The following is a 14,379-nucleotide window of genomic DNA, read 5'->3' as shown; positions in this document are numbered from 1 at the left end:
CACGTTATCGGCCAATGATTTTGCGAAACGTCAGCCTACTCGTCGGTAGGAGCGGCGCCCTGTATCGCCAGGACGAGTCCGATCGCGGCGATCCAGACCAGGCCGCTCGGAGCGGCGGTCAACGTGGTAGCGCTCTCCCGTCCGCCACGCGACGATGGAGGTCGACGATCATCGCCGCAGTGCCGGGAACACCTCCGCGGTGACCGTGGTTGGGTGAGTCATGATCCTCGATGCGAATGACGACCGGCGCCCACTTCTCGACCTCGTTGCCGCACACAACCGTGCGGTCCTCGCGACGATCAAACGCGACGGGCGCCCGCAATTGTCCAACGTGATCTATGCCTGGGACCCCGGCACGCAGACCGCGAGAGTGTCGGTGACGGCAGATCGGGCCAAGACCCGGAACGCCGCCCGCGACCCGCGGGTCTCGCTGCACGTCAGCGCGACCGACTTCTGGAGCTACGCGGTCGTGGAGGGAGACGCGGAACTGAGCGCGGTCGCGGCGGATCCGAACGACGCGGCGGCGGACGAGCTCGTCGACGTGTTCCGGCTCGCGTCCGGAAAAGAGCACGACGACTGGGAGGAGTTCCGCCGCGCGATGGTGTCCGAGCACCGGCAGGTACTCCGGGTCCGCGCGACGAAGGTGTACGGCATGGCCCAGTTGCCCTGAGTGTGCAGAACGTAGCTGTGGCAGCCGGTCGGAGCCGGTGGGACGATTGAGTCATGCGCAGGAGACGGTGGCCGGCGGCACCGCCGCCTGCCACGGAGGGAATCGTGGTGCACGGGCCGGTGGAGCTCGTGACGAGCCGCGACCTGAGCTTGCGCCTGGCGGAGGTCGTCGCGCACCCGACGGGCATGCTGCTGCGCATCGAGCTGACGGCGAGAGGCAGATCCGCTGATCTGGCGCGCCACGAGACGCGTCCACTGGACGATCCCGACGACCCGTCGGCTCGGTGGTCGTATCTCGCGGTGAACGTGCATGTCGACGATATGGAGGGTGTCGCTGATCCACGCCACCCGCATTCGACGTCGAAGTCCGATGCCGCTGACGCGTCCGAGTATCATTCCGCGCCGCATTACTGGATCAGCGACTACCCGGAGTCGGGAACGATCACGCTGACCGCGGGGTGGAAGGAAATAGGACTCCTGCCGAGAACGCGGACGATCACTCTCGGCCCGAATCCGAGTATGCGACCCACCCGGTAGACATACGAACGTGCCCTTCGGCGCCGTGGGAGCGTCGAAGGGCACGTTCGTCCTGCGAGGGGAACGCAGATCAGGGCAGGGGAACCCAGGTGCCGAAGAACCAGAATCCGTGCGGGCTCGGCGCGGGTGCCTGCTGCTGCGGAGCGTGCTGCTGCTGCGGCTGAGGCTGCGGTGCCTGCTGCTGCTGGGCGGGGACGGGGTTGTGGCCCACCGGGTCGGCGCTGGCGACGCCGGCTCCGATGCCGAGGGCTGCGAGGGCGATACCACCGGTTGCGACGGCCTTGGTCACGACGGACTTCATGCGGTTCCTCCTGGAACGTATCGGATGCGGTGTCAGAACTTCCTGACACAGACCAGATTGCTGCCCGTCCCTGCTGAAACTCTTCGCTCAGTCTGTCAATCTCCTCGGTGTCAGCGCGGCTGCTCCGCCAGCTTGGCGGCGATCACGCCGTTGAGCCGTTGCAGACCGCTCGGGGTGAGGCCGTGGATCTGGCCCTCGATGCTGCGCACGACATGCGTGTCGCTGAGGACCTTCTCGCTCGACTGGATCAGAACCGTTCCGGCGCCGGTGAAGTCGAACTGCCGTTCCTCCCCGGAGTTGATTCCCATCATGTGGGCGCCCGCCGCGAGGAAGTTGCTGATCCACCCCTGGTCGTAATGGTGGCTCGGGGACGGGCAGTCGGCCCACCCGACGAGCGCCTCGGGGTCGATCCGCAGCGGCGGCTCGGCGAACATCACCGGGCCGTTGGACGACGCAAGGAACTTGCCGGTCCCGATGAGCGTCAGGAAGCCCGGCACGATGGACTGGTTCAGGGCCAGACCCGGCTCGAACGCAAGGAGATTCGACGCCCGGATCGTGAGGTTGCCGTCGTCGAGGTCGTACGAGTTGATGTCGTAGCCGCGGTCGCCGATGATCAGCTTCCCGAATCCTTCGGCCACCGCGTAGTCGCCCATGTACAGCGGCGCGGAGAACTGGTTGGCGACCATGTGCAGTGCGGCGCCGTGCAATCCGTGGGTCAGTGCCTGGAACTGCATCTGCCCGTAGTAGGCGATCATCGCACCCTTGCGGATGAACCAGGGCGCGGTGAGGTCGATGCAGAACGCGTAACTGTTGTCGGGAATGTTGTCGCTGGCGCCGAGAGTGGACGGATTGTGGATGGCGGTCACAGTTTCTCCTCCGAAGCCTGAACGTAGACGATGCCCTGACCGGTGCACTGCAATTGCATCGCTTCCCCGACGCCGCGGCCCATGGCCTCGCGCCAGCCGACGGCGGATTTCAGTTCCACCTGGACGCTCCCGTACGTGCCGACGAATGCGTCGGGGTCGACGAACACCGGATTCGGTCCACCCACAGGGAGTTCGATGAAGCCGCCGTGCGCGAGGAGGACCGCCGACCCGTACCCGGACAGCTGCGTCGTGAACATCCCGGTACCGGCGAGGGCGCCTGCCGCAGCGCCACGCAGGGCGCCGAGCATGCCGCGTCCGCCGCCGCCGCCCTGACTCGTCACGGAGATCACCGAACTCTGCAGTCCCGCATTGTGAGCGAGCAGCCGGGACGCCTCGACACACAGCGCACCGCCCTGCGACATGTCGACGACGTGCACCTCTAGCCCGGCGTGGCCGTAGTGCACCTCGCCCTGCCCCTGCGCGAGCATCGTGCGTTCGTGCTCGCCCTGCATCATGCGTCCGGCCATCCGGGTGAATCCACCCATGCCCGCCATCGACTGGGAACCCGGCACCTGATGCGGCGAGAACTGGACCTGACCCGTGTAGAACAGCATCGCGCCCGTGCGGGCCACCACACCGCCGGCGGCGCCGACGTCGACCTTGACGACCTTCGAGTTCACTTTCGAGAAGACCATGGGGCTCACCGCTCTGCCGGTTGAATGGAGACGACGCCGTGACCGTCCCACCTGAGGGAGAAGGCCTCACCGTTGCCCTGGCCGACGGCGTTGCGCCACGACACGTCGGTCACGAACGACTGCGTCACCTGTCCGCGCGCCGAGACGAACGCGTCGGGATCGACCACCAGCGGGTACTGCGGCGACACCTCGAGATGGATGAGCGGCCCGCCGGCCGACAGCAGCGCCACCTGTCCCTGGCCGGAGACGGTCGTGGTGAACAGGCCCTGACCGCCGACCCCGCCGCGCAGTCCGGTGAACGTGACGTTGGTGTTCAGGTTGCCGCTCAACGCGAGAAGCTGCTGCGACTCGACCTGCAGGGTCTCGTTCGCCAAGTCGACGACGGAGACGTACTGACCGCCCACCGCGAGGTACACGACACCGTGGCCGGAGCATTCCATCAGCGACAGCGCCTCGCCCGTGGCACGCCGCTTCATCCCGGCGAGCACCCCGTCACCGCCACCGAAACCTGCCGACTTGAAACTGACATTGCCCTCGTAGGCGATCATCGAACCCTGTATCGCCCGGATGGTGGTTCCGGCGAGCTGCGCCTCCACCACCTTCTTCGACTTGTCGAGCAGCCGCCCCATGGGTGCCCTTTCCAGTGTCGAGCGGCAGTGCCCGTGACCGAGTCACGAGCACTGCCGCTGGATGTGAGTACAGGCAGAACCTAGCCGACGGACACCGGGTCCTGCTCGTCCACGTCGTCTTCCACTGCGCCGGCCGCTGCAACGGCCTTGCGGTTGCGGACGATGCTGGAGATGAAGGCGGCACCGATGAGGGCGACGCCCACGAGTCCGGTGACGTTCTCGTTGACGTGGTAGCCGATGGACACCAGCAGGATCACGGCCAGTGCGCCGATGGCCCAGTGGGCGCCGTGCTCGAGGTACACGTAGTCCGACAGGGTGCCCTTGCGGACCAGGAACACCGTGATGGAACGGACGAACATCGCGCCGACGAAGCCGAGGCCGAGGGCGATGATGATCGGGTCGGACGTGATCGCGAACGCGCCGATAACACCGTCGAAGGAGAACGACGCGTCGAGGACCTCGAGGTAGAGGAACAGGAAGAACCCGGCCTTACCGGTGGCCTTGGCCAGCTCGGTCGGTCCGCCCTTGGACCCTTCGACCAGTTCTCCGTCTTCGTCTTCCCCCGGAGTGTTGAACAACTCACCGAGACCGTTGACGGCGATGTAGGTGACCATGCCGAGGACGCCCGCGATCATCACCGTGGAGACCGTGTCCGCGGGGGCGATGTACGCGGCGGTGATCAGCAGCAGGGCGCCGGCGATGATGACGGCCAGCTGGTCGAGCTTGCCCGCGCGGGCAAGGGGCTTCTCCAGCCAGGACAGCCAGGTGATCTCCCGCTCTTCCAGGATGAAGCCGAGGAACAGCATCAGCAGGAACATGCCGCCGAACGCCGCGATCTGCGGGTGCGCGTCGGTGAGCAGCGTTTCGTAGCTGGCGCTGCCGTCGGGGAAGTACGCGGCACCGTCGGCAGGCGGGTTGAGAGCCAGGTCGAGGGCGGCGACGGGGCCGAGGCCGGACGCGAGCCACACGATGACGAGGGGGAAGACCAGACGCATACCGAACACCGCGATGACGATGCCGACGGTGAGGAAGATCTTCTGCCAGAACTCGCTCATCCGGCGGAGCACGGTGGCGTTGATGACGGCGTTGTCGAAGGACAGTGAGATCTCGAGGATCGACAGGATCACCACGAGGAGGACGGCCTGGGGGCCTCCGTAGAGCGCCGCAACGATGATGGAAATCACCGTCACGGCGAAGGAGAGACCGAATATTCGCAGAACCACGAAGCGTGGCCTTTCTCTAGTGGGCATGCAGGGTGGCTACTGCAGGTGGACGAGCACCGGGGGAGGGTTTCACGTCAGGGCCGTGAAACCCTCCCCCGGCTGGAGAACGTGACGACTGTCAGACGTTGACGCCGTAGTCGCGGGCGATACCGGCCAGCCCGGACGCGTAGCCCTGTCCGATGGCGCGGAACTTCCACTCCGCACCGTTGCGGTACAGCTCGCCGAAAACCATAGCGGTCTCGGTCGACGCGTCCTCGGACAGGTCGTAGCGGGCGAGCTCGGTGCCGTTGGCCTGGTCGACGACGCGGATGTAGGCGTTGCGGACCTGACCGAACGACTGCGAACGGGTCTCCGCATCGTAGATCGAGACGGGGAACAGGATGCTCTCGATGTTCGCGGGGACCGCCGCCAGGTTGACGTTGATCACCTCGTCGTCACCCTCGCCCGCACCGGTGGTGTTGTCACCGATGTGCTCGATCGAGCCGTCGGGGGAACGCAGGTTGTTGAAGAACACGAAGTGCTGGTCCGACACGACCTTCTTGTCGGCACCCGCACCGATGGCACTGGCGTCGAGGTCGAAGTCGGTGCCGGTGGTCGAGCGGGCATCCCATCCGAGTCCGACAGCCACCGCGGTCAGGTTCGGCGCCTCCTTCGTGAGAGAAACATTGCCGCCCTTGGTCAAGCTGACGCCCATTCAGGGGTCCTTTCGAGAGGAGGTGGGTGGACCCTCGACAACTGTCGAAGTTCCGGGTTCGTCGTGCAACACCACGATAATGAATTTGTCCGACTTGTCCCATCCCGCGAACTGTCCACAGGTTTGTGCACAGGCAATTCCGGACCACTCGGGGTTGTCGGCCCGACCAGTACGATTCAGGACGTGACGAGCGGATGGGCGGGACGCTTCCGAGGAAGAGCCCGGGGCGACGACTCGGCTCGTCGCGCCCACGACACGATGGTCGCAGCGTTTCTCGATATGGACAACCGGCAGAGCATCGCCGCCGCGGCCGTGGACGCCTCGGAACAGCTGACTCCGGAACGCGGAATCCGGCGGGCCTGGGAACCGGTTCGCGACGGGTGCTACCAGGCCGCAACGGCGTATCTGGCGGCCGAAGACCAGTTCGAGAACGTGCAGTCACCCGCCGCCACCGCCGCGTACGAGCAGGTGACGCGGCATTTGGTCGCGGCAACCCAGACCCTCGACGAGTTCTATCGCACACATCGCGGCCATCTCGAGGAGTCGACCGCCATGCTGGCGGCCGTTCCCCAGGTTGCCCAGCAGGCGCTTCAGGTCTCCTCCGCCGCGCAGCAGCGGGTGCAGACCGAGGGCGCCGCGTACGCCGGCTACCCGTCGGTACGCGACCGGGGAGCGGCACTCGACGCCGCGGTCGTGGCGCTGCAGGGCGCCCGTGGCGCCAATCCGATCCGCGAAGCGGCGGCGCGCGTGCGGGAGGAGTCGGCGGCGCTGGAGAAGGCACTGGCCGCGGCCCCGTCCAGAGAGCAGGACGCCGCTCACGCGGTGTCGTCGGTGACGACGAGGATCGCCGCCGTGCAGACTCGGGCGGAACGCCTCGCGCCCGCCTACTCCGCGCTGCTGCGCGAGTTCAACGCGGCCAGTTCGGCGGATCTCGTCCACAACGACCGCGAGAGCCGCAGGCACATCGAGCAGGCGCAGACCGATCTGCAGCAGGCGCAGAAGGCTCTGACCGCGGGTAATCCCGAGGGGGCGCTCGAACTGACCGCCGCGGCGCGGACCCATCTGGTCGACGCCGAGGCGAACGTCGACGGCGTCACCGATCGCCTGCGGTTGCTGCGCGCGGTCCGCGAAAACCCGCGGGCCAAGGAAAACGAGATCAGATTTCGTCTCCGCGACGCCCAGATGTTGGCTGTCAATCGTGGGCTCGTGCGGGAATGGGGGTCGGTCCTCGACGCTCAGCTCGAGCGGATAGACCGAATTGCAGGGACACTGACCGGGAGGCATCCCGACTACTGGGCATACGTCGCCCAGCTCGATGCCGTGTCGGCGTTCATAGCCGAGGTGGTTCAGAAGATGAGAGGACACACAGGACAGCGATGACACGGGGGGACGATGAGCATTAGCGAAGAGATGATGCCGGCTGCGGTAAAGCATGTTCGGCACTTCCACCACCTCGATCCCGAGACGCACGGCCGGCTGTTCCTGCACGCTCCGCAGGCGCTCGGGCCGGACGAGGATCGTACGGTGCTGGCCGTCGCGCTGGGCGCGACGCTGTACGTGCCTGCGACGAGGTCCGACCTCGCGGACACCATCCTTCGACGGTCCGGTGACGGTGTCTGCTCGATGGTCCTGGACCTCGAGGACGCGGTGGCCGACGACCAGGTGGAGGCGGCGCTGCTCAACGCCGTCGACGCGCTCGACCGGCTCGCAGTCCACGGTGGTGCGCGGATGCAGTTGTTCGTCCGGGTGCGGGCCGCCGAGGACCTTCGGCGGATCGCCGATCTGCTGACCACCGGCGTCGAGGTGTTGTCCGGATTCGTGATTCCGAAGTTCGGTAGTGCGACGGGACGTGTATTCCTCGACGAGCTGGCCGCGGCATCGGAGCGGCTCGGCAAGCACCTGTATGCGATGCCGGTGCTCGAATCGCCCGCACTGGTGCACCGCGAGACCCGCGACGACGAACTGGCGAAGATCGGCGCACTGCTCGTCGAACACCGCGAGCGGATCCTCGCCGTGCGCATCGGCGCCACCGACATGTGTGCCACGTTCGGCATCCGCCGCGACCGCGACCTGACGATCTACGACGTGCGGGTGGTCGCGGACGCGATTGCCGGCATCGTCAACTTCCTGGGCCGCGCCGACGACACCGGACACGTCATCACCGGTCCCGTGTGGGAGTACTTCGCCGACCACGAGCGGATGTTCCGGCCGACCCTGCGCGCCACGCCGTTCGAGGAGCACAACGAGGTGCGGTTCCGCCAGCAGCTGGTCAGCCGGGATCTGGACGGCCTGCTGCGGGAGATCGCCCTCGACCGCGCCAACGGTATCCAGGGCAAAACCGTCATCCATCCGACGCACGTCGCGGCCGTGCACGCGCTGTCCGCGGTGACGCACGAGGAGTACCACGACGCGCTCGACATTCTCGGCGCCGAGAATGTCGGCGGCGTCCAGGCGTCGGGGTATCGCAACAAGATGAACGAAATGCGCCCGCACCGCAGCTGGGCCGAGAAGACACTCGTCCGGGCGAAGGTGTTCGGCGTGACAAACGAGGGAATCACGTTCGTGGATCTACTGACCGCATTGGCCGTCCGATGAGCTCACCCACCGCCGTGCGCGCGGTGCCCTGGGCCACGGAACATCTGGGGCTGACGCTCGCCCACGTGGGTTCGGACACGGGGCTGACCATCCCCGAACTCGTCGAGCCCGGCCTGCGGCGCAACCCGCGGCGTGCCCATCTGCTCGTCTCGACGGTCCTCGGCAAGCACGTGCCCACCGACCCGGCTGCCGTGATCGGCGCAGGCGACCGCCTCGGTGATCTCGTCGCCGACCTCCTCGGCCCGGACGCAGATCCCGTCGTGCTCGGATTCGCCGAGACCGCAACAGGTCTGGGGCATTGCGTCGCGGCCCGGCTGCGCGCCCGGTGTTACCTGCACTCCACGCGCCGGGACGTCCCCGAGATCGGGACGTCCGCCGGGTTCGAGGAGGGGCACTCGCACGCGACCAGTCACCAGCTACAGCCGACGTCCGTCGAGTTGTTCACGGGCGATCGTCCACTCGTCCTCGTGGACGACGAGATCTCCACCGGCGCCACCGCGGTCGACGCGATCCGAGCGCTACACCGGCAGAACCCGCGCAGCCGTTACGTCGTGGCGTCGCTCGTCGACATGCGCGAGCAGGACCACCGGGACGCTGTCGCCGCCGCCGCCGCCGAATTGGGGGTGCAGATCGACAGTGTGAGTCTGGCGGTGGGACGCACCGAGCTTCCCGACGGACTGATCGACTCGGTCGGTGCCCTCCCTGATCCGGTGCTCAACCCCGTCGGTGAGCGAACCGGGACCGTCGAGCGCGCCGACATACCTTGGCCCGCAACAGTTCCGGAGGGCGGGCGTCACGGGTTCCTGCAGGAAGACACCGAGGAGTTCGATGCGGCCGTCGCGTCGGCGGCTGCGGTGCTCCGTGACCGGCTCGACCCGCAGCGCCCGGTGATCGTCGTCGGACACGAGGAGCTGATGTACCTCCCTCTGCGAATCGCGGACGCGCTCGCCACGTCCGGTGTCCGGGTTCGTTTCCAGACGACCACGCGGTCACCCGCCTACGTGCTCGACCAGCCGGGGTACCCGCTGCGCCGCGGATTCCGTTTCACGGCCCCCGAGAACGGGGAAGAGCAGCCGCGTTTCGTCTACAACGCCGAGTGGCCGGACGAGGACGCCGTCGTGGTCGCGGTGATCGACGCCGCGGCCGACACCGACCGGCTCACGGCGGCCGGCGGATTCCTCGACGTCCTCACCGCGTCGGGGACGGATGTGCTCCTGGCCGTCGTGTCCGGCGCCGACCCGCGGTCGCTGCGCGCCGCGCGTGCGGGAGCGTCGACGTGACGGCGCCGCTGACCGGCCCGGCGTTCGGTTCGTACGCCGCCGACGAGGTGGGCTGGCTGCTCAAAGACCTGTCGCACGTCGACCTCGAAGCCGATGTCGCCGAGCGGGAGCGCCGCATCCAGTCGGGTGAAGCCCACTACGCGGAAACGCTGCCCATCGAATACCAGCCCGATGCGGAGTACCGCGAGCTGTTCGAGAAGGTGCTGCAGGACAGCTCCATCCGGCTGGCGCGTGCCGTGGGGACGGTCACCGACCTCGTGCTGGCCGAGCGCGGCCGCGACGTCACTCTCGTGTCCCTGGCGCGGGCGGGAACCCCGGTGGGTGTGCTCATGCGCCGCTGGGCGCGCGACGTCCACGGGTTGACGCTGCCGCACTACGCCGTCTCCATCGTCCGGGACCGGGGGATCGACGCCGTCGCGCTCGACTACCTTGCACAGCATCACGACCCGGCGAACGTGGTGTTCGTCGACGGATGGACGGGCAAGGGTGCCATCGCCCGCGAGTTGTCGCAGGCACTCGCCGAGTACCGCGAAGCCGGGGGCGCCGAGTTCGACGACGACCTCGCCGTCCTCGCCGATCCCGGGCACTGCGTTCGCACGTTCGGCACCCGCGACGACTTCCTGATCGCCTCGGCGTGTCTGAACTCGACTGTGTCGGGCCTGGTGTCGCGGACCGTCCTCAACGACACGCTGATCGGCCCCGGTGACTTCCACGGCGCCAAGTTCTACGCGCACCTGGCGGGCGAGGACGTGTCCAATCACCTCCTCGATTCCGTCAGCGCCTCCTTCGGGGATGTGCGTGAACACGTTCCCAGCGACGTCGAGGACTTGCTGCGGTCGGACCGCACCCCCACCTGGGACGGCTGGAAGTCCGTCGAGGCGGTTCGGGAGCAGTACGGAATCTCGAGTGTGAACTTCGTGAAGCCGGGCGTCGGCGAAACCACCCGCGTGCTGCTGCGCCGGGTGCCGTGGCGGGTGCTCGTCCGCGACCTCGACGCCCCGGAGCACGCGCACATCCGGCTCCTCGCCGCCGCGCGTGCGGTCCCCGTCGAAGAGGTTCCCGGCCTGGCCTATTCGTGCATGGGCCTGATCAAGGATGTGACATGACCGCGCTGATCGCGACCGACCTCGACCGGACCATGATCTACTCGCGCGGGGCCATGGAACTCGCCGTCACCGAGAGCGACGTGGCCGAGCGGCCCGGCGACGAGGACCTGCTGTGCGTCGAGGTGTACGACGGCAAACCGCTGTCCTACGTCACGTCGGCCGCCGAGGCCATGCTGCGGAAGCTCACCGCGACCGCCGTGGTCGTGCCCACCACCACGCGCACCGTTGCCCAGTTCCAGCGCATCGACCTGCCGGGGGCGCCGTGGCGGTACGCGATCACGACCAACGGCGGCAATATCCTCGTCGACGGGGTGCCCGATGCGCGGTGGCGGTCGGGTGTCGACATCGCGATGGCCGACGGTGGAGCCTCGCTGGTGGAGGTCGGCGCCGAGTTGAGCCGACGGATCGACGACGGCTGGGTGCGTTCGTCCCGGGTGGCCGACGAGTTGTTCTCCTACCTGGTCGTGGACCTCGACGCGATGCCGGCCGGCTTCGTCGAGGAGTGGAACGACTGGTGCGCGGATCGGGGATGGGGAGTGTCCCGGCAAGGCCGCAAGATCTACACGATGCCCGACGCGGTGTGCAAGAGTCGTGCGGTCGCCGAGGTCCGTGCAAGGCTCGTCGACGACGGAGTGCTCGAGGCGGAAGCGCCCGTGCTGGCGGCCGGGGACGGGGCTCTCGACGCCAACATGCTCAGTGCGGCCGACGCCGCCATCCGCCCCCGGCACGGCGAACTCGAAACCATCGACTGGCAGCATCCGACCCTGTCGGTCACCGGAAGCAGCGGTATCGCCGCTGGTGAGGAGATCCTGCGCTGGTTCGCGGACCGTGTCGCGCGGGGTGCGGGGACGACGGCCGTCGGCTCTCTTTTGTAGGTTGTAGGCAAACAGACCAAACGGGACAAACCCGACGCTCCCACAGTGAAGGAACCACCGCAGTGTCCACTCCGCTAGCCAAGGGTCAGAACGGCCCGCTGAGCGTCGACGACGTCATCGTCTCCCTCGAACTGACGGCCGCCGCCGACCTGTCCGCGCTGCTCGTCACGGACTCGGGGAAGGTCCGCTCGGACGCCGACTTCGTCTTCTTCAACCAGCCGGCCGGTCCCGGCGTGCGACTCGTCCCCGGAGCCACCGGACAGGCGGCCTCGCTGAAGGTGTCTCTCGGCGCGGTGCCTGCCGACATCGCCCAGGTGCGCGCGGTCATCACCCTCGACGACGCCACCAGTAACTTCGGCCGCTCGGCGCCGCCGACCGCCCGGGTCTCGGACGGCACCGGAAACTCGCTGTACGAGTACAAGATCGAGGGACTGAACTCCGAGTCGATCGTCATCGCGCTCGAGCTGTACCGACGCCAGGGCGCCTGGAAGGTGCGGGCCGTCGGGCAGGGCTACGCCGGCGGGTTCGCCGCACTCGTCACCGATCACGGCGTGTCCGTCGACGACGCTCCCGCACCCGCCGCCGCTCCTGTCCAGCAGCCGCCCGCTCCCGCACCGGCACCGCAAGCCGCCTACCCGCCGCCGGCCGCACCGGTTGCGCCCACGGCTCCCGCTGCACCCCCCGCTGCACCCCCCGCGCCCGCTGCTCCGGCCGAGGTCAGTCTTACCAAGTCGCGACCGGTCAGCCTCTCCAAGGGCCAAAAGGTCACGCTCCGCAAGGACGGTGGCGTCGCACTGACGTACATCCAGATGGGGCTCGGCTGGGATCCGATCGAGAAGCGCGGCATGTTCGGGAACCGTTCCGCCAACGTCGACCTCGACGCGTCGGCGGTCCTGTTCGCGGACAACAACATGGTCGATGTCGCCTACTACGGGCAGCTGACGTCGAAGGACGGGTCGATCCGGCATCAGGGCGACAACCTCACCGGTGAGGGCGCCGGCGACGACGAGGTGATCCTCGTGGATCTCACCCGCATTCCGCCGCACATCTCGACCATCGTGTTCATCGTGACGTCATACCGCGGGCACACGTTCGAGCAGGTGAAGAACGCCTTCTGCCGCCTGGTGGACACCACGTCGTCGGCCGAACTCGCCCGGTTCACGCTGCAGGGCGGGATGCCGTTCACGGGAATGGTGATGGCCAAGGTGTACCGGGTGGGCGGTGAGTGGAAGCTGCAGGCCATCGGTGAGGGCATTCAGGCCAAGCATGCCGGGGAGGCCGCGCCTCAACTCGCCCGCTTCCTCGGCGTCTAGGGGCGGCGGTGACGGTCCACCTCGTTCCGGGGCAGAACGCCGCGCTGCCGTCGCGCGAACTGCGTTTCCGCGCGGTCGATGCGACGCCGATCGACGTCTCCGCGCTGATCGTGGACGGCGATCTCCGCGTGCTGTCCTCGGACCATTTCGTGTTCTACAACCAGCGCCGCGCCGCCGGGGTGGAACTCGACGCGGACGGAACGGTCCGGCTGCAGCTGGACGAGGTGGACGCCGCTGCGGTGGCCGTGCTCTGCGTGGTCAGTGTCGATCCGGCGTCCCCGAACGGTCCGGCGACGCTGGCCCGCGAGGGGCTGTCGGCCACGCTCGCCGACGAAAATGGTCTTCCCCTGGTCGTTTTCGACGTCCCGCTGGTCGGTTCCGAGGCGGCCGCGATCTGCCTCGAGATCTACCGGCGCGGCACCGAGTGGAAGGTGCGGGCCGTCGGGCAGGGATACGACGGCGGCCTCGCCGAACTCGTCACCCGGCACGGCGTCGAGGTGGACGAACCCGCGCACGCTGTGGCCGAGGAGGTTCCGGCGATGCCCGGTCCTGCGGGCATCCCGCTCGACCCGGCCCACTCGTTCGAGAGGGCGTGGATGATCTTCGAGGACGCCGCCCGGTCCGCGGCCTCGTTCCGATCCTCCCGCGACTACGCGCAGGCCCGGCTGGACGACGAACTGTCCGAGTCGGTGGCCGACCCGTCCACACGCAACAGTCCGGCGGTCGTGCAATCGCAGGCCAGGGCGCAGGAGCGGTGTGATGCCCTCGTCGCCGAGGCGCAGCGCAAATTCGACGGCGAGACTTCGCAATTGGCCGACGAACTCCGCGCCATCGATCCTCTGCTGCCGCGGTCGCTGGCCACCTTCGAGTCCGCCGCGTGGACCAGCCCGGTCACCGGCAGCGCCGTGACGGACGGGCTGAGGCTCGGTGAGTTGACCGCACCCGACCTCGGTGAGCTGCGGGTGCCGTTCTGCGTTCATTACCCGTTGGGGCGTCCGCTCTGGATCGTCGGCGATCCGGCCGAGGCCGCACCGGTGGTCGCGGCGCTGGCGGCGCGCATGCTGGTCGCATCACCTGCGGTGGCACAGCGGTTGGAGGTGGTCGACCTCAGCGGCTCGCTGCGCACGTTCACCGAACCCCTCGGTGCTCTGCTGGCTTCGCCCGTCGTGTCGTCGGCTTCCGACATCACCGCCCGCCTCACCGCGCTGTCCGAGAGCGTCGACCTCGCAGAAATGGCGGCCCGCAGCGGAATCCGCGACAGCCTGCCGGAGCCGCGGCTGGTGATCCTGGGCGACTTCCCGCACGGGTACGGCGCCGAGGACGCCGCCCGGATCGTGCACCTCGCCGATCACGGTCCCGCACTCGGGACGTCGCTGATCATCGTCGGCGACAGCGCCTCCGCCGATTCGGATCCGGGCGTCGCGGTGCTCGAACGCATCGCGCAGCAGGTTCCGACGTCCGGGGTCCTCACCGTCTCCGACCCGTGGACGGGCAACGACTGGATCCTGACACCAGACCGGCTCCCGGACCACCCCCTCCACCGGGCCTCGGTGCTGGATTCACTGACCGGGCAATAAAACCCTCGCCGCGAGCTAG

Annotated in this window: 15 protein-coding genes; 9 read left to right on the top strand and 6 right to left on the bottom strand. The window is 68.1% G+C overall.

Features of this window, described 5'->3' with window-relative positions:
• Positions 1–220: 220 nt before the first annotated feature.
• Both QM806_RS20650 and QM806_RS20645 read left to right on the top strand, forming a co-directional pair.
• Positions 221–670: a PPOX class F420-dependent oxidoreductase gene (locus QM806_RS20650; RefSeq protein ID WP_283292654.1), complete on the top strand. Its 450-nt coding sequence runs from the start codon at positions 221–223 to the stop codon at positions 668–670.
• Between the two features lie 53 nt (positions 671–723).
• On the top strand, positions 724–1,206 hold the full coding sequence (locus tag QM806_RS20645; protein ID WP_039951312.1) for a hypothetical protein: 483 nt from the start codon (positions 724–726) through the stop codon (positions 1,204–1,206).
• 70 nt (positions 1,207–1,276) lie between these two features.
• Here the strand turns inward: QM806_RS20645 and QM806_RS20640 are convergent, their stop codons facing one another.
• The 6 genes from QM806_RS20640 to QM806_RS20615 form a co-directional block, all read right to left on the bottom strand.
• The gene (locus QM806_RS20640; RefSeq protein ID WP_054247316.1) at positions 1,277–1,507 is read right to left on the bottom strand and encodes a hypothetical protein; all 231 of its coding nucleotides are present in this window, start codon (positions 1,505–1,507) and stop codon (positions 1,277–1,279) included.
• Between the two features lie 110 nt (positions 1,508–1,617).
• Positions 1,618–2,373, bottom strand: coding sequence for an AIM24 family protein (locus QM806_RS20635; RefSeq protein WP_005251237.1), 756 nt, complete (start codon positions 2,371–2,373; stop codon positions 1,618–1,620).
• The gene (locus QM806_RS20630) at positions 2,370–3,068 is read right to left on the bottom strand and encodes an AIM24 family protein (protein ID WP_005258896.1); all 699 of its coding nucleotides are present in this window, start codon (positions 3,066–3,068) and stop codon (positions 2,370–2,372) included. Before QM806_RS20630 ends, QM806_RS20635 begins: the two co-directional genes overlap by 4 nt.
• 5 nt (positions 3,069–3,073) lie before the next feature.
• Positions 3,074–3,697 (bottom strand): AIM24 family protein, encoded by a 624-nt coding sequence (locus tag QM806_RS20625; RefSeq protein WP_005258894.1) that lies wholly within the window; start codon positions 3,695–3,697, stop codon positions 3,074–3,076.
• 80 nt (positions 3,698–3,777) lie between these two features.
• Positions 3,778–4,920 (bottom strand): DUF475 domain-containing protein, encoded by a 1,143-nt coding sequence (locus QM806_RS20620; RefSeq protein WP_005570611.1) that lies wholly within the window; start codon positions 4,918–4,920, stop codon positions 3,778–3,780.
• A 118-nt stretch (positions 4,921–5,038) separates the two neighbouring features.
• Complete coding sequence (locus QM806_RS20615; RefSeq protein WP_005251244.1) at positions 5,039–5,614, bottom strand: TerD family protein; 576 nt, start codon at positions 5,612–5,614, stop codon at positions 5,039–5,041.
• 258 nt (positions 5,615–5,872) lie between these two features.
• Between QM806_RS20615 and QM806_RS20610 the strand changes: the two genes are divergently transcribed.
• The 7 genes from QM806_RS20610 (at position 5,873) to QM806_RS20580 (ending at position 14,360) form a co-directional block, all read left to right on the top strand.
• A complete protein-coding gene (locus tag QM806_RS20610) occupies positions 5,873–6,994 on the top strand; it encodes a hypothetical protein (protein WP_283292722.1) in 1,122 nt (373 codons plus the stop codon).
• 12 nt (positions 6,995–7,006) lie between these two features.
• Entirely contained in the window at positions 7,007–8,209 is a 1,203-nt protein-coding gene (locus tag QM806_RS20605) for an HpcH/HpaI aldolase/citrate lyase family protein (protein WP_085999984.1), read from the top strand.
• Positions 8,206–9,489, top strand: a complete 1,284-nt coding sequence (locus QM806_RS20600; protein WP_283292651.1) for a phosphoribosyltransferase family protein — start codon at positions 8,206–8,208, stop codon at positions 9,487–9,489. The genes QM806_RS20605 and QM806_RS20600 overlap by 4 nt, the downstream gene beginning before the upstream one ends.
• Positions 9,486–10,595 carry a cysteine protease StiP family protein gene (locus tag QM806_RS20595; RefSeq protein ID WP_054247320.1) on the top strand — a complete coding sequence of 370 codons (1,110 nt, stop codon included), beginning with the start codon at positions 9,486–9,488 and terminating at the stop codon, positions 10,593–10,595. Before QM806_RS20600 ends, QM806_RS20595 begins: the two co-directional genes overlap by 4 nt.
• A complete protein-coding gene (locus QM806_RS20590) occupies positions 10,592–11,470 on the top strand; it encodes an HAD family hydrolase (protein WP_054247321.1) in 879 nt (292 codons plus the stop codon). The genes QM806_RS20595 and QM806_RS20590 overlap by 4 nt, the downstream gene beginning before the upstream one ends.
• A 62-nt stretch (positions 11,471–11,532) precedes the next feature.
• Entirely contained in the window at positions 11,533–12,783 is a 1,251-nt protein-coding gene (locus tag QM806_RS20585) for a TerD family protein (RefSeq protein ID WP_283292647.1), read from the top strand.
• An 8-nt stretch (positions 12,784–12,791) separates the two neighbouring features.
• Positions 12,792–14,360, top strand: coding sequence for a TerD family protein (locus QM806_RS20580; protein WP_120660423.1), 1,569 nt, complete (start codon positions 12,792–12,794; stop codon positions 14,358–14,360).
• Positions 14,361–14,379: the final 19 nt, after the last annotated feature.

The sequence above is a fragment of the Rhodococcus sp. IEGM 1351 genome (assembly GCF_030056875.1).
GTDB lineage: Bacteria > Actinomycetota > Actinomycetes > Mycobacteriales > Mycobacteriaceae > Rhodococcus_F > Rhodococcus_F opacus.
This window is presented reverse-complemented; position numbering and strand designations above follow the sequence as displayed.

What these genes read in the sequence shown, in the direction of transcription:
- QM806_RS20615 (WP_005251244.1), bottom strand. Translation starts at nt 5,614, where the DNA reads ATGGGCGTCAGCTTGACCAAGGGCGGCAATGTTTCTCTCACGAAGGAG.
- QM806_RS20650 (WP_283292654.1), top strand. Translation starts at nt 221, where the DNA reads ATGATCCTCGATGCGAATGACGACCGGCGCCCACTTCTCGACCTCGTT.
- QM806_RS20630 (WP_005258896.1), bottom strand. Translation starts at nt 3,068, where the DNA reads ATGGTCTTCTCGAAAGTGAACTCGAAGGTCGTCAAGGTCGACGTCGGC.
- QM806_RS20625 (WP_005258894.1), bottom strand. Translation starts at nt 3,697, where the DNA reads ATGGGGCGGCTGCTCGACAAGTCGAAGAAGGTGGTGGAGGCGCAGCTC.
- QM806_RS20600 (WP_283292651.1), top strand. Translation starts at nt 8,206, where the DNA reads ATGAGCTCACCCACCGCCGTGCGCGCGGTGCCCTGGGCCACGGAACAT.
- QM806_RS20640 (WP_054247316.1), bottom strand. Translation starts at nt 1,507, where the DNA reads ATGAAGTCCGTCGTGACCAAGGCCGTCGCAACCGGTGGTATCGCCCTC.
- QM806_RS20645 (WP_039951312.1), top strand. Translation starts at nt 724, where the DNA reads ATGCGCAGGAGACGGTGGCCGGCGGCACCGCCGCCTGCCACGGAGGGA.
- QM806_RS20590 (WP_054247321.1), top strand. Translation starts at nt 10,592, where the DNA reads ATGACCGCGCTGATCGCGACCGACCTCGACCGGACCATGATCTACTCG.
- QM806_RS20610 (WP_283292722.1), top strand. Translation starts at nt 5,873, where the DNA reads ATGGTCGCAGCGTTTCTCGATATGGACAACCGGCAGAGCATCGCCGCC.
- QM806_RS20605 (WP_085999984.1), top strand. Translation starts at nt 7,007, where the DNA reads ATGAGCATTAGCGAAGAGATGATGCCGGCTGCGGTAAAGCATGTTCGG.